General features: G+C 42.0%; 14 protein-coding genes. 9 read left to right on the plus strand and 5 right to left on the minus strand.

Annotated features, from left to right (window positions below; translation table 11 throughout):
• Positions 1-134: 134 nt before the first annotated feature.
• The 4 genes from MHI06_RS15640 (at position 135) to MHI06_RS15655 (ending at position 3657) form a co-directional block, all read left to right on the plus strand.
• Positions 135-494: an iron-sulfur cluster assembly accessory protein gene (locus MHI06_RS15640; protein ID WP_340398335.1), complete on the plus strand. Its 360-nt coding sequence runs from the start codon at positions 135-137 to the stop codon at positions 492-494.
• Positions 495-517: 23 nt separating this feature from the next.
• Positions 518-805: a hypothetical protein gene (locus tag MHI06_RS15645; RefSeq protein ID WP_340398336.1), complete on the plus strand. Its 288-nt coding sequence runs from the start codon at positions 518-520 to the stop codon at positions 803-805.
• Positions 806-1001: 196 nt separating this feature from the next.
• Positions 1002-2366 (plus strand): MFS transporter, encoded by a 1365-nt coding sequence (locus tag MHI06_RS15650; RefSeq protein WP_340402127.1) that lies wholly within the window; start codon positions 1002-1004, stop codon positions 2364-2366.
• Between the two features lie 70 nt (positions 2367-2436).
• Complete coding sequence (locus MHI06_RS15655) at positions 2437-3657, plus strand: macrolide family glycosyltransferase (RefSeq protein WP_340398337.1); 1221 nt, start codon at positions 2437-2439, stop codon at positions 3655-3657.
• 145 nt (positions 3658-3802) lie between these two features.
• Here MHI06_RS15655 and MHI06_RS15660 read toward each other — a convergent pair whose 3' ends face one another.
• Positions 3803-4984: an MFS transporter gene (locus tag MHI06_RS15660; RefSeq protein WP_169479275.1), complete on the minus strand. Its 1182-nt coding sequence runs from the start codon at positions 4982-4984 to the stop codon at positions 3803-3805.
• 126 nt (positions 4985-5110) lie between these two features.
• On the opposite strand from MHI06_RS15660, the gene MHI06_RS15665 reads away from it, so the two are divergent.
• The 3 genes from MHI06_RS15665 (at position 5111) to MHI06_RS15675 (ending at position 7774) form a co-directional block, all read left to right on the plus strand.
• Positions 5111-5704 (plus strand): TetR/AcrR family transcriptional regulator, encoded by a 594-nt coding sequence (locus tag MHI06_RS15665; protein WP_340398338.1) that lies wholly within the window; start codon positions 5111-5113, stop codon positions 5702-5704.
• 41 nt (positions 5705-5745) lie between these two features.
• On the plus strand, positions 5746-6378 hold the full coding sequence (locus tag MHI06_RS15670; RefSeq protein ID WP_340398339.1) for a nitroreductase family protein: 633 nt from the start codon (positions 5746-5748) through the stop codon (positions 6376-6378).
• A gap of 166 nt (positions 6379-6544) precedes the next feature.
• Positions 6545-7774 (plus strand): multidrug effflux MFS transporter, encoded by a 1230-nt coding sequence (locus tag MHI06_RS15675; RefSeq protein WP_076333944.1) that lies wholly within the window; start codon positions 6545-6547, stop codon positions 7772-7774.
• An 84-nt stretch (positions 7775-7858) separates the two neighbouring features.
• On the opposite strand, the gene MHI06_RS15680 is transcribed toward MHI06_RS15675, so the two are convergent.
• Positions 7859-8821, minus strand: a complete 963-nt coding sequence (locus MHI06_RS15680) for an HTH domain-containing protein (RefSeq protein ID WP_340398340.1) — start codon at positions 8819-8821, stop codon at positions 7859-7861.
• Positions 8822-8926: 105 nt separating this feature from the next.
• On the opposite strand from MHI06_RS15680, the gene MHI06_RS15685 reads away from it, so the two are divergent.
• Positions 8927-9406: a GyrI-like domain-containing protein gene (locus MHI06_RS15685; protein WP_340398341.1), complete on the plus strand. Its 480-nt coding sequence runs from the start codon at positions 8927-8929 to the stop codon at positions 9404-9406.
• A gap of 165 nt (positions 9407-9571) precedes the next feature.
• On the opposite strand, the gene ascB is transcribed toward MHI06_RS15685, so the two are convergent.
• From ascB to MHI06_RS15700, 3 genes are all read right to left on the minus strand, one after another.
• A complete protein-coding gene (ascB, locus tag MHI06_RS15690) occupies positions 9572-10972 on the minus strand; it encodes a 6-phospho-beta-glucosidase (protein ID WP_169479269.1) in 1401 nt (466 codons plus the stop codon).
• A gap of 69 nt (positions 10973-11041) precedes the next feature.
• A complete protein-coding gene (locus tag MHI06_RS15695) occupies positions 11042-12922 on the minus strand; it encodes a beta-glucoside-specific PTS transporter subunit IIABC (protein ID WP_169479268.1) in 1881 nt (626 codons plus the stop codon).
• Between the two features lie 27 nt (positions 12923-12949).
• Positions 12950-13297: an EthD domain-containing protein gene (locus MHI06_RS15700; RefSeq protein ID WP_169479267.1), complete on the minus strand. Its 348-nt coding sequence runs from the start codon at positions 13295-13297 to the stop codon at positions 12950-12952.
• Positions 13298-13439: 142 nt separating this feature from the next.
• On the opposite strand from MHI06_RS15700, the gene MHI06_RS15705 reads away from it, so the two are divergent.
• The gene (locus MHI06_RS15705; RefSeq protein WP_169479266.1) at positions 13440-14279 is read left to right on the plus strand and encodes a MerR family transcriptional regulator; all 840 of its coding nucleotides are present in this window, start codon (positions 13440-13442) and stop codon (positions 14277-14279) included.
• Positions 14280-14301 lie beyond the last annotated feature (22 nt).

Raw genomic sequence — 14301 nt, forward strand, 5'->3', positions numbered from 1 at the left:
AAGAACAATACGGACACGCCCTACACAAATTATTTATGAACTTACGCCAAAAGGAGCTGCTCTTGCAGCATTCATACCCTGTCTAATGGACTGGGATACCAAATTTCAAAATGATACCACCGGGAGGAATAAAAATGATCATTGAGGTCAGTGATACAGCATCGGACAAAATCGTTGAGATCTTATCAAGTGCGGATATCCAAAATGCCTTTCTTAGAGTAGGCGTTGATGAAGGGGGATGCAGTGGTTTATCTTATACCCTTATCGTGGATGAACAGCAGGCAGAAGAAGACACTGTGTTAAATAAAAAGCAATTTAAGATATTGGTTCACGCAAACAGTATTCCATATATTGATGGTCTTGAGATTGATTATGAAGAGAGCGGAATGTTAGGCGGATTCACCATGAATAATCCAAATGCCAAAGTTTCGTGTGGATGCGGGGCTAGTTTCAGAATGGCCAATTATCGTGGCGAAGTGAAAAAATGCGATTAAACTGAAGGAAGGAGTGCAGGGCAATGATTTCATTTGTAGTATCTGATCAAGCGATCGATTCATTTAAGAATGAATGGGATTTGGAAGAGGGCCAATATGTAAGGATTTATGCAAAATATGTCGGAGGAGGCTCTGATGCTTTTACAATTGGCATAAATGCGAGTGCTACACCGGTCGATCCCGCATTAGTTCAATCCATTGGAGGATTTCAATTCTTTGTTAAAAAAACAGATGCATGGATACTGGAGGATGAACTTCTCCAAATTGACTGTAATGAACATGGCATATTTTCAAGCAAAATCTCCTATTGAACATGTGAATCATTTTCTAGAGCACGATTCCACTTTTTAAACATTCAACTTTACAAAGTAGAGAGCTTAATGTATATTCATGGAGTTAAAAGGTTTAATTTACCATAATAACCATCAAATTACGGAGGTGTGGGAGACAAACAATAATCAAATTGGGATTTTTGATGCTCAATACAGGGCAACTACAATTGGTATTATGCTGGTTCTGGCAACCGTAGCTTTCGAAGGACTGGCTATCACAACGATTGCCGCGAAAATGGCACAAAGTTTAGAGGGTATTCATTTATACGGTTGGATCTTCAGCGCATTTTTGTTATCTCAGCTTATTGGAACCTTGGTTATGGGTCAGCAGATTGACAAGCGCGGCGTTTTTACATCCATGCTGATATCTTTTAGTGTTTTTGTATTAGGAACTGTGGTCTCCGCTATTTCTTTCGATATGCACATGCTTATTGCGGGAAGAGCCCTTCAAGGTTTTGGAGCGGGGGCCCTGATCACATGCGTTTATACCTGTGTGACATTACATTATCCAGATACACTTCGTACTCAAATCCTGGCCGCATTCTCCCTGGCATTTGTCCTGCCTACCTTAATCGGACCTTATGCAGCAGGCCTTATAGCTTCCTACATCTCGTGGCGATATGTTTTCTGGATCGTTTTACCCTTGATTGGAATAGCGTTGAGTCTCACATTCCGTTCTTTCCGTAATTTGCAGCTTCAGCAAGATCTGTCAGGTCCGCCACGAGCAACCGACTCAAAGATTATGTATGCGATTCTGCTTGCCGTTGGAACTGGACTGTTACTCACAGGACTTGGTATGATAACCGATTGGAAAGGTATAGTACTCACTTTGGCTGGATTAGTCATCATGATCACACCAATGCGTAAATTGCTGCCTGTGGGCACTTTTTCGGTAAAAAAAGGATTGCCTGCTACTCTGGTTTCGAGAGGCCTATATGTTGCTTGTTATTTTACAACGGAGAGTTTTGTGATCTTGGCGCTAACCGAAGTGAAGGGGTTATCAGCTGACCTTGCTGGCCTCATTGTAGCAGCAGGTTCTCTGAGCTGGTCCGCCGCAGCGTGGTTGCAAGCCAAGCTTGATGCACGAGATCAAGGTCATGCCCGAAAGGGCAGGGTCATAACGGGCATTGGGATTATGATCGTTGGAACTGTACTTGTGATCCTGGCTCTTATTTTGACGGACGGCGGGATTATACTCATCCTTCTCTCACAAATGATTACAGGGTTTGGTGTTGGATTGGCCAACCCTACAACGGCAGCCATTGCTTTACAACATGCCTTGCCCAGGAAAGAGGGAGAAATGTCCGCGAATCTACAATTTGTGGATTCCTTCTATATGGGAGTAAGCATTGGCGTTGGTGGCGCTCTGATTGCCTTGTCCGAAACGTTACAGTGGGGCATATCGACAGGTGTCTTGATCGTGTTAACACTGCAATTACTATGGGTCTTGTTAAGTTTCTTAGCATCACTACGAATTACCCAACTCGTTCATCAAGAACATCATCCAATCAGCCAAGTGAAGGATAACATCTCCATGTAACGGATGACGACCGCGTCGTTAAATACATCATGAAGAACGGGGGGACTAATTGCATTGGGAGGTGGATAAGATGGCACGTGTATTAGTAGTCATTACTCCGGCTGAAGGACATGTGAATCCATCGTTAGGATTAGTTACTCAATTGATAGACAATGGTGAGGAAGTCATCTATGTGTGCACGGAGGAGTACCGTTCCCGAATTGAACAAACCGGTGCCCAGATACTTACCTATCCGTTTCCACAAGATGCCTTCTCTCATGATCCGGTGTTGAAACCCCAGGAGTATAAGCATTCTTATCAGTTCACCTATATGATGGTAAGTATTATCCGGAGGATCATCCCCAATGTGCTGCAGGTGGTAGAGGATCAAAAGTTCGATTATATGATCTTTGATTCCCTGATGGGATGGGGAGGGACTATTCTTGCAGAAAAACTGGGAATTCCTGCGGTGTGCTCGATTGCGTCCTTTGCTTTTGTGGAGCCTCTGGGATCTAACTCAGGTCTGAATGAGACGGAGACAAAGGAGCTTTATGAGGCTACGATGAAGATAACAATGGAGTTAGCCGAAGAGTTTCAAGTGAGTATTCCAGCCATGGAAGAGATTCCGGCCCATGCAGGTCAGTTAAAGCTCGTGTACACCAGCCGTTATTTTCAGCCACAGGCAGACAAGCTGGATGATCGTTTTATTTTCACGGGTCCTTCGATCATAACACGTCAAGATGCTCCTGCCTTCTCGTTCGAGCTGCTTCGTGAACAGTACCCACAAACCGTGTACATTGCGATGGGTACGATCTTAAATAAAAACTTGGATTTCTATCAGCTTTGCTTTGAAGCATTAGGAGATCTACCCGTTAATGTTGTTTTATCTTCGGGAAAATACACGGACATGGAGCCGCTGGCGGAACAAATTCCTCCTAACTTTATCGTCAAGCCATACATTGCCCAGTTGGACATGCTGCAGCATACCGATGTTTTTATTACACATGCTGGAATGAACAGCACGAGTGAGGCTTTATATTACAACGTTCCGATGGTAATGATTCCATTAACATCGGATCAGCCTCTTGTCGCCAATCGGGTACAGGAGTTGGGCGCAGGGATTACTTTAAATAAACATAACCTCAGTGAAACTCATTTGAGGGAGGCACTAATAGAAGTACTACACAATTCGCAATATAAACGGCAGGCTTACCTCATCGGTGAATCTTTACGCCAGGCAGGCGGTTACAAGCGAGCTGCCGAAATGATTATGAATCGTATGGGTTCAGGAGTAGAACTTTATGAATTTTGATATAGCAGCCAGCTTCATTTAGGCATTGAAAATAGACGATCCTGTTAATCCAGGGTCGTCTATTTTTTAACGTTGATTAATCTTCTGTGAACTTTCAACCAAGTTATACGAAATATATGATGTCTGTGATCCATGATCAGTGAGTCTAGTTTGTCACCTCTGACTTTTTAATTGGTAGTAAACGATTTGTTGCGAATACGACCATTACAACCAGAAGAGCTGTTATCCCGATTAAAAGTTGGATATTGCCTAAAGGATACAAAAAACTTCCAATTAGTGGAGCAGTAGCCATACCAAGATAACGAACAAAGTTATAGACACCCATTGCCGTAGCACGCTCTTCAACAAACTCTGAGGACAAGAGGGTTGGCATCACTGGTGTTGCAAGTCCCATCACGAATCCAGTAAGCATCAGAGAGAGAAGCAATCCAATTAGAGAGTAATCTGCAGCAAAAATAAAAATCACAAGACTCAAAATGGTCATTATACCGGCCCAGAAGAGTGTTCGTACTGAGCCTATACGGGTTTGTAAACTTCCACTCATTTTACTTCCAACAAGATTGAATATCATGAGGGCGAGGGAGAAAAATCCAATGCTTGCAGCGCCTAAAGCATACTTCGTTTGTAATATTGTAGGTAGAAATACAATGAATGTGTAAAAGACATCATACATGATGAAACCGCTCAAAAGAACTACAACGCCGGTTTTGTTCCCCAGAATTTTCCCAAATGCTTTTAAACCTAGTCTTGTTCCCGCTGGTTTTATGTTGACTGGTTTTGTCTCAGGTAACATAAATATGGCTGCTATCAGGATGAGAAGAGCACTGACTGCTGCAAAACCAAACGTACCCGTGTAACCGAATTGACTACCGATAATACCACCGATGAGCGGACCAATAGCTGGTGAAATTCCAAGAATCATCTGATATGTAGCCATACTTTCGGCACGCTCTTTACCCTCAAAAACATCTCCGATCATTGTAGCAGCTACTAATGGAACAGATGATGCGCCTATTCCTTGAATGACTCGAAAAATGAGTAACATTTCTATTGAACCTGAAAACATGCATCCTATAGTAGCAATTACATAAATAATTATACCCGGGACTAGGATTTTCTTACGTCCATTACGATCAACAATGGGGCCAAGTATGATCTGCATGGTTGCCATGGCCACAGTGAATAAAGTAACCGTTAGATTAACTAAATGTAATGACGTATTTAGATCTTGTTGCAGATCAGGTAGCAAAGGAATATACAGGCTTTGAGCAAGAGATACAATAGCGGCAGAAATCCCCAAGATAAAGAGCAATCGTCGTTTGTTCATAAAACACCTCCAAATTATATTGACTGACTGTCAGTCATATTGTATATTGAGCTTATAACATTGACTGACAGTTAGTCAAGTTGTACATTTAAACTAATATAAAGGAGTGACAAAGGAGATCTGACAATGACACGAGTAAGCAAGAATCCCCAGGAACGAAAAAATGAAATACTGACTGTGGCTATGGAATTATTCAACTCGAAGGGCTACGAAAATACATCTGTCAGTGAAATCGTAAGAAAAGTTGGTGTTTCACAAGGAACTTTCTACAATTATTTTCAATCTAAAGAAGATGTACTTCATGCTGCTTGTGAACGAACATTATCATCTCGTTTGGAAGCCATACATCATTTAGTTGAAAATCGTGATCTCAAAGCGAGAGAAAAACTTATTCGTATTTTTATGGATGCAACCCCTAACGAACAGGATGAAGATGTATTTGAATATCTTCATAAGGAAAGTAACAGTACCTTGCATCAAAAATGGATTGTGATCGAAATTAATGCATTGATTCCTTACATCAAAAAAATCGTTCAGCAGGGGGCAGAAGAGGGAGAATTTCTTGCTCAACAACCCGAGCTTAAAGCGGAGTTTCTTTTGGTAGGTGCTGCATTTTGGCTTGATCGTGGTGTGTTTACCTGGAATGAACAAGATTATCTGGAGAGAAAAAATGCTTTGAACGGGATCATTGATCAGCTACTTGCTGTTAATAAGCAATGAATTGCATCGTTCAACAGACTATAGGAAGAAGGAAGACGAGAATGAATTCAATAACAAAAGATTTTAGTGAGGTTTTGCATGGCCGTCGTACGATAAAGAAATACGATCCGAATTATAAAATTAGTCGGGAAGAAATCACTGAAATGCTCGAAGATGCTGCTTTGGCTCCATCAGCATTCAATTTACAGCCTTGGCGATTTGTCGTTATTGACAGTGACAAAGGTAAGGAAGACCTGCTCGAAATTGCGCCTTTTAACTTTTCACAAATTAATACTTCGTCAGCAGTTATCGCCGTCTTTGGTGACCTGAATTTTGTCGACAGTGCAGAAGACATTTACAAGGAAACCGCTGATCTTGGCTATATAACGCAGGAAATTAAAGATAAGATGCTTGCTATGGTTGTACCCATGTATAATCAATTTTCGATGGATAAGAAAAGAGAGTCTGTGTTGCTGGATGGCGGACTTGTCTCTATGCAGTTTATGCTTACGGCACATGCTCATGGTTATGCGACAAATCCAATGTCAGGCTTTAACAAAGAGAAGATTGCAGCAGTATTGGGATTAGATCCAGAGCGATATGTTCCAATACTGCTCATTTCAATCGGCAAGGCAGCTTCAGATGCGCGCCCGCCTGTTCGTCTTCCGATCAGCCAAATTACAGAGTGGAAATAACAGAATTTTCACTCGAAAAAATGCCTCAACTATAGTACCAATGAAAGTCGCTATTTTAGCGGCTTTTTTTGTTTTAATAGTCTCAAGACTTGACCTACAGTCAACTCTATGTCTTATACTTCGAATAGCCTTGAAAATTATATAAAGAATTGGAGATTTATTTAACATGACGAAGAGTACAAATTGGAGTGTTTTTGGATTGGCAATACTCCTTGGTTTATTTTCTACATTAGGTCCATTTACGATTGATATGTATTTACCGGCTTTTCCGGAGATTGCACAAAATATGAATACAACGGCATCACTTGTACAATTTAGTCTTACTGCCTGTTTATTAGGACTCGGTGTAGGACAACTCGTAATGGGTCCTTTGAGTGACGCGTACGGTAGACGTAGACCATTGTTAATCTGCATGGCAGCCTATATTATTTGTTCCTTGGCATGTGCTTTTGCTCCGAATATCGGACTATTGATTTTGTTTCGTTTCACGCAAGGATTTGCGGCTTCAGCTGGAATTGTCATTTCCCGTGCGATAGCTAGAGATCTGTACAGTGGACATGAACTCACTAAATTTTTCTCTTTGCTTTTGCTTGTAGGGAATTTGGGCCCTTTGGCAGCACCGATTGCAGGAAGTGGGGTTCTTTCATTCACGACATGGATTGGCGTGTTTATCTGCCTTTCATTCTTGGGGATTTTCTTATTAATCATGACAAAGTGGAGCTTAAAAGAAACACACCCCGTAGAAAAACGTATGGTTCCAGACTTCAAACAACAATTGGGTAATTACAGAATGCTTCTGCGTGACCGTAAGTTTGTAGGCTACATGCTGGCACAGGGAATTATGACGGCAGGGGTCTTTGCTTATGTGGCCGGAACACCATTTATTTACCAAAATATATATGGCGTCACACCCACTGTTTTTGCTATTCTGTTTGCTTCGAACGGAATCAGCTTGATCATCGGATCTCAAATCGTGGGGCGATTGGCCAAACGTATCCCTGAGCAGACCCTGCTATTATCTGGGCTATGGCTTGCTATAATTGCAAGTGTTGCTGCTTTGGTGGTAACTCTGGTTCATGGTCCACTTTTCGCTTTGGTCATTCCATTGTTCTTCTTCGTCTGCTCGATCGGGATTACGTCTACAGCGGCATTCCCACTTGCCATGGAGAGTCAAGCTAAGATGGCCGGAAGTGCAGCAGCACTGCTCGGAGTCGTTCCTTTTCTTCTGGGTGCACTGGTTGCTCCTCTGGTCGGTATCGCGGGTGAGGACACTGCCGTCCCGTTAGGACTCACTTTATTAATGACCAGTATCATTGCGATTGTTACTTATTTCCTACTCGTTAAAAACGTCACGCAGCATACACCTAATCATGCCCAATCTAATGCTGACTTTTAAATAGAAGGAACAGCTCGCCAAGCATTGGCGTGAGACATGAATATGGCCCCATTACAAGTCGCTAACATAGCGGCTTTTTTTGGTTTAAGGGCAGAATAAGTTTAATCTCTCTTTTACAGCATTCAGGACTTCTTCCGGGATCTCCTTGACCTTGATATCTTCACCTAGAAACAGCAACCAATTGGTCATTTCGGTTAATTCTTCTGAGTTATGAACATTCATATATGCCTTTAAGAGGGCTGTAGTTTGGTACGGATTCGTATAGGCAATTGTGAGCTTTAAAGGATGGTATTTTTTGAATTCGGCGATCGCCTTTGGACCAAGTTCCAGGACTAGGTTGATAACTTCTTCCTGTGTACTTAGTTGCTCTATAATCTTCTTAGGGCTTAACCTTTTTTTCGTCGGGTATACTTCTACATGAATGAGGTTGTCGACAGATACGATTCGTCTCTTTTCCTCCTCTAAGTCAAAACCTTCAATGATCCAATGGCCTTTTTGATGATGAAGGTGCAAGAGAACAATGGGATACGACTTTGTTTCCTTCTCTTCTTGGACTGTAACTAACAAATAACTCTCTGTAAGAAGAATTTGGATGAGTTTTTCCAAAGTAGGGTGGGGCAGGTCTGACAGGTCAAGCAAGTCTGGATTATGGGGATTGGTCCCTTCAAAAAGCAATATTTGATTCAAATGCACCAGATCATCTTGCTGATTTTCGGAGATAAGGCCCAATAATTTTTCAGCCAAAGATTGACGACTCTTCAGATAAGGAAGTTGTTGATTTCTTGTTGCCATAAAGGCAATAAATAGCGCTTTGATTTCATTATCGGTAAAGCGGACCGTGGGCAGGAGGGAGTTGTTCATGACAAAATAACCGCCATCTCTTCCTACTTCAGCGACAAGTGGCATTCCCATGGCTTCAATTTCTCTGATATCTCGAATAGCCGTTGAACGAGAAATGCTAAATTCTCGCATGATTTCAGAAATGGTAAAGTGGGCACGGTTATTGATATACCGCGTGATGATATTAATGCGTTCAACTTTTTTCATGGGGCCCCCTAAACAGTATCAACTTTTGACATGATTTAAGGTTATTATAAACCCATCAAGTGAAAAGACAAATCAATTGATAAACTAAAGAGGACGGTGTAAACCATGAGTAATTATCATTTCGAAGAAAAAGACAGCTTTATCGTATTAGGTATTGGAACGGATCTTAAGAGCGACTATACAGACTATGCTGGCATCAGCAAGGAGAAGGCGGATTTTTGGTCCACAGTGAAAGAGGATGGAAGCCTGGACAAATTAAAGTCTCTGGCAACAAACGACTACATTTTTGCCGTAAACGAAGCAGTGAATAACAAGATGATGCATTATGCCGGTGTCATGACAGAAGAATCTCTGCCAGAAGCAACGAGAGTGATCCAATTTCCTAAGGGAGAATACTTGGTTGTGAAGGGCGAAGCTGAAACGGCAGATGCGCTCAGTAACATGCTTACTGGCATTGCCTTTGGTCAAGCCCTCCCCGTAGAAAAAGATTATGCCTATGTTGGTGGTCCAAACACAACGGTTGAGATGGGAGAGAGAAACGGCTTAGTATATGGTGAAATGTGGATTCCTGTTGTAAGGAATTGATGAGAAGGAGAACGCGGAAAGTCGGTCGTATTGGCGTTATTAAATAAAGAATGAGTATTTGAACACAAGCAAATGGAACGGGGCTATTGTTTTTTTAGTAGGGAACGCAGTTGTTATCCCAAACTGGGGATAAAGAACTGCGTTCCTTTTTTAACCTTGAACAGGTTATACGATCAAATTAATACCTTTAGATTCGATGACTTGTTTATACCAATGAAAACTTTTCTTTTTAATACGTTTAAAGCTTCCACTTAGATCATCGTGACGGTCAACATAAATAAATCCATATCTCTTTCTAATCTCACCACTGGATTGACTAACCAGGTCAATAGGGCCCCAGCTGGTATAACCCATGACTTCAACCCCGTCCTCCATGGCTTCCCTGACTTGACAAAGATGAGCATTAAGATAGTCAATACGATAATCGTCCTCAATCTCTCCATGTTCATTAATAACGTCATTCGCTCCCAAACCGTTCTCTACGATGAAAAGTGGTTTTTGATAACGGTCATAGTATGTGTTAAGCGTATAACGCAGACCTTCCGGGTCGATCTGCCAGCCCCATTCCGAGCTCGACAGGTATGGATTCTTGACTGTACTTAAAATATTTCCCTTAGCCTGAATATTTAATTCTTCGTTCGCCGTGGCGCAGCCGCTCATATAATAGCTGAAAGAAATGAAATCAACTGTATGGCGGAGCATTTCCTCATCACCTGGTTCCATATGAATCTGGATGTCATTTTCCTTGAAATATCGTTTGATATAACCAGGATAGCATCCTCTAGCTTGAACATCAGCAAAGAATAGCGTTTCACGTTCCTGTTCAAGGGTCTTAAGCACATCGGACGGATGAGGAGTTAACGGATACAGGGCCACTCCTGCGATCATACATCCAATTTTGGATTCCGGGTTGATCTCGTGACCGATTTTAACCGCCATCGCACTCGCTACAAACTGATGGTGAATTGCCTGATACAGAACCTGTGGAGATATCTCTCCCTGATCATGACGAATGCCGACAGAGATGAACGGGGCATGGAGGGCAATGTTGATCTCATTAAATGTAATCCAGTGAGCAACTTTATCTTGATAACGTTCAAATACTACTCTAGCAAAGCGTTCATAGAAGTCTATTGTTTTGCGATTGGTCCATCCACCATATGTGTCAACGAGATGCATAGGCATTTCATAGTGGGAAATGGTAACAAGGGGGACGATATTCAGTTTAATCATTTCATCAAACATTTTGTCATAAAAGGCAAGACCAGCTTCATTCGGTATCTCTTCATCACCGCGGGGGAATATTCTAGTCCAAGCGATGGAAACACGTAAACAACTGAATCCCATCTCTGCAAAAAGAGCCAAATCGGATTGGAAATGATGATAAAAATCCACCGCTTGATGTTTCAAATACTCGCCTTGAGGAGGAGAGATAATCGGCCCCCAAATCCCGTTTGGCAATACGTCTGCAACAGACAGGCCTTTGCCTCCTTCCATGTAAGCACCTTCGACTTGATTGGCGGCTACCGCGCCGCCCCACAAAAAGTTTTTAGGGAATTTTTTCACAAAAATCTTCCTTTCTATGGAGTATCACTTATAAGTGATGCTCTGCTGTTTTAAATGAATAGCGACTGACTAAGGTACAAGCGTAATGACTGGATTCGGATGGCTGGTTTGGATATCCTCTGTTGGCAAAACTGACTTATAGATCTCGGTATTAGTAACAACGACGGGAGTTGTCAGATCAAATCCAGCTTTCTGTATTTCAACTATGTCGAACTCCATCAGCAACTGACCCGTTGAGATCTCATCACCTTCCTTAATGTGAAGAATGAAATGCTCTCCTTTTAATTTGACCGTGTTCAGGCCAACGTGTATAAGCAACTCGGCACCATTATGTGACAACAGTCCAATCGCGTGCTTAGACGGGAATGTGGTGACGATTTTACCATTAAAAGGAGCGAAAACCTTACCTTCAGTCGGTACGATTGCAATGCCTTTACCCATAGCCTCTATTGAGAACGCAGCATCATTCACGTCTTTTAGAGCTTTAATTGTTCCGTTAATTGGGGTACTAATCATTTCTTGGGTTACACTTGAACTGGTGGAGTCCTGAATCTCCTCGGTTGTATTTCTCTTGTGGGACGCATTTGTGGCGGTATTTTCTCCAATTCCAAAAATCAGTACAAGCACCGTTGCCACGATCAAGGACACGAATGCGCCAAAAATAGCGTACCCGATTGGAGTAAAAGCACCGAAGGAAAAAACACTCTGGAGAACAAAGGAGGTCGCATTGACTTTAAATACAGCAAGGAGGACCCCACCGGTGGCACCCGCCAAAATCATTAGCGGAATTAACCTTTTATAACGGAGAACGATACCATATAGAATCGGTTCTGTAACTCCTGCGAGTAATGCAGTCATAGTTGAGGAACCTGCCGCTGCTTTCAGCGAGGAATCCTTAGTTTTCAGGAAAACACCTAATGCGATACCCGTTTGTGCGAATGTCGCTGCCAACCACATGCCGATGATAGGATCTGCTCCAAGCTCGCTCAGGTTCAACAAAATAATGGGTACCAACCCCCAGTGTACGCCCAGAACGACGAGAAACGGAACAAGTCCTCCAATAACTAGACCGGCAACAATACCACTGTTTTCCACCAGAAACGCTATACCACTGGCGATGCCCTGGCTTACGTAAACACCAAATGGACCAAATGCAATAACTGTTAATGGTACAACAATAATAAGTGACAACATGGGAACGAGGAATAACTGAACACTTTTCGGAATAATTCTTTTCAGATGTCTTTCCAATACCGTAAAGATTGAAACTGCAATAAAGACGGGGAACACGGTAGATGCATAGTCAGCAACGATGACTGGTATGCCGAGGAATGTTGTTCGTTCCACACCGGAAGTTAGGATACCTGTAAAATTAGGTTCCATTAATGCAGCACCGATGACCCCGCCTAGGTATGGATTAGAGCCAAGTTTGGTAGCTAACGTAATCCCTAGTAGAATGGGGAGGAAATAAAACACCGCATTACTTGCAGCAGCAAGGATCAGGTACGTGTGTGACTCCGCAGTAATCCAACTAAGTGTGATCAAGATACTCAATAATGCTTTAATCATACCTGAGCCGGCCAAAGCTGGAAGAAGGGGAGAAAAGCTGCCTGAAATGATTTCGAAGATTCGCGAAGTAATGCTTCTCTTTTTCGTATTAGACTGCTTTTCTTGGGGAGAATTCACATTAAGTTGCTCCATAATAGCGCTGTAAACTTCGGGGACCTGATTTCCAATTACAACTTGATATTGCCCACCACTCTCTACAACTGTTAAAACTTCTTTCACTTGCTCCAATGAAGGCTTATCCGCTTTGCTTGTATCGTTTAGAACGAATCTCAAACGTGTCGCACAGTGTACCAGACTTTCAATATTAGACTCACCACCGACCAAGCGAACAATATTCGATGCTACTTTGTCATATTTCTTACTGCTGCTCTCATTTGCCATAAGGTTCCGCTCCTCTGAAATCTATTCTTACGATTGAGTAAACACCGTTCTGATCGTTACAGGCATCGTTATCATCGTCGATACATCCAACATTCTCAAAGTATCGTCATCCAGAATTTTTCCTGTCTCGGAAGTCCAGGCTACTGCCGCTGCTTCGGCGCTTTCAAATGTGTAGGTGGAAATGGCATCATAACCCTGAAGTTTATCCGCATAATCTCCATCACCTGATCCAGCTTCTCTTACAGGATGCTGTCGATATTCAACTAGCCCCGGCAGTTGTCGAGCAATCGGACCATGTACATGCTCATAGTGATGATAAAATTCCTCCAGTGTGAGTTCAGCGTGTCGCTTAAATATGAAAACAATGGAATGCATATGAATCCCCCCCTTTATTGATTGTGAACTACAATTCAGTTGTTCATGATGGTATAATAAAGTCTATTGTTACAATACAGTCAAGAGTAATTTGTCGAATGTAAGCGCTATGTGATATGAAACATTACACGGGAGTGACCCTATGAATACATACTTATCCATTGGAGAAATGGCTAAATTAAACAACGTCACCATTCAGACACTTCGTCATTACGATAAGTTAGATATATTCAAGCCTGAATATGTAAATAAAGATAACAACTATCGTTACTATAGTGTAAGACAAATTTTTTATCTGGATATCATCAAGTATTTGAAGTTTATTGGTACGCCGCTTGACCAAATTAAGCAGGTCATCGAATTGGCACCTGAAGAGATTTATCTGTTTTTGGACAAACAGGGGAGTATTGTGGAGGAAAAGATCATGCAACTCCAGGATTCTCATCGCATTTTGAATCAACGTAAAGGTCAATTAAAAGAACAACTTTTACTGGGGAGACAGACAAAGGGAGTTCCTTACCAGCGGAGGATAGCAGAGCGAAAGGTATTGAAATTGCAATTAACCAACCAGGTCACCCCTCTCGATAACCCGGATATGTTATTCCGTAATCTCGCCAATATCCTGGAAGTCGAAGGGATGATTATTGATAATTTGTATGGCTGCATCTATCCGCTTCAAGATTATAAACAAACTGCAGATATCCAATATAGCGCTTTGTACACTAATGTACACAAAGAGGCCATTTCTTCCATGCACACTGATGTTGCCTTGACATCCATCCCAGAAGGGAGATATCTATGCATTACCTTCAAGTGGTCTATTGAGGCATACTATGGTTACTTCTCCAAACTAAAGGAGGCTTATATGGAAATGGGATTACCGATGCTAAACGATGTGTACGAGGTGTCACTTCCAAATAATTATGCTGTTGCCAAAGACGAGGACTTTATTTCCGAATTGCAAATCCGAATAGATCAATAAGAGCATAAAGAAAGGAGCTGAT

The organism is Paenibacillus sp. FSL H8-0079, from assembly GCF_037991315.1.
Lineage (GTDB): Bacteria > Bacillota > Bacilli > Paenibacillales > Paenibacillaceae > Paenibacillus.

Excerpts from the sequence above, each read along its gene's own strand:
- MHI06_RS15640 (WP_340398335.1), top strand. The coding sequence starts at position 135 with ATGATCATTGAGGTCAGTGATACAGCATCGGACAAAATCGTTGAGATC.
- MHI06_RS15645 (WP_340398336.1), top strand. The coding sequence starts at position 518 with ATGATTTCATTTGTAGTATCTGATCAAGCGATCGATTCATTTAAGAAT.
- MHI06_RS15650 (WP_340402127.1), top strand. The coding sequence starts at position 1,002 with ATGCTGGTTCTGGCAACCGTAGCTTTCGAAGGACTGGCTATCACAACG.
- MHI06_RS15655 (WP_340398337.1), top strand. The coding sequence starts at position 2,437 with ATGGCACGTGTATTAGTAGTCATTACTCCGGCTGAAGGACATGTGAAT.
- MHI06_RS15660 (WP_169479275.1), bottom strand. The coding sequence starts at position 4,984 with ATGAACAAACGACGATTGCTCTTTATCTTGGGGATTTCTGCCGCTATT.
- MHI06_RS15665 (WP_340398338.1), top strand. The coding sequence starts at position 5,111 with ATGACACGAGTAAGCAAGAATCCCCAGGAACGAAAAAATGAAATACTG.
- MHI06_RS15670 (WP_340398339.1), top strand. The coding sequence starts at position 5,746 with ATGAATTCAATAACAAAAGATTTTAGTGAGGTTTTGCATGGCCGTCGT.
- MHI06_RS15675 (WP_076333944.1), top strand. The coding sequence starts at position 6,545 with ATGACGAAGAGTACAAATTGGAGTGTTTTTGGATTGGCAATACTCCTT.
- MHI06_RS15680 (WP_340398340.1), bottom strand. The coding sequence starts at position 8,821 with ATGAAAAAAGTTGAACGCATTAATATCATCACGCGGTATATCAATAAC.
- MHI06_RS15685 (WP_340398341.1), top strand. The coding sequence starts at position 8,927 with ATGAGTAATTATCATTTCGAAGAAAAAGACAGCTTTATCGTATTAGGT.
- MHI06_RS15695 (WP_169479268.1), bottom strand. The coding sequence starts at position 12,922 with ATGGCAAATGAGAGCAGCAGTAAGAAATATGACAAAGTAGCATCGAAT.
- MHI06_RS15700 (WP_169479267.1), bottom strand. The coding sequence starts at position 13,297 with ATGCATTCCATTGTTTTCATATTTAAGCGACACGCTGAACTCACACTG.
- MHI06_RS15705 (WP_169479266.1), top strand. The coding sequence starts at position 13,440 with ATGAATACATACTTATCCATTGGAGAAATGGCTAAATTAAACAACGTC.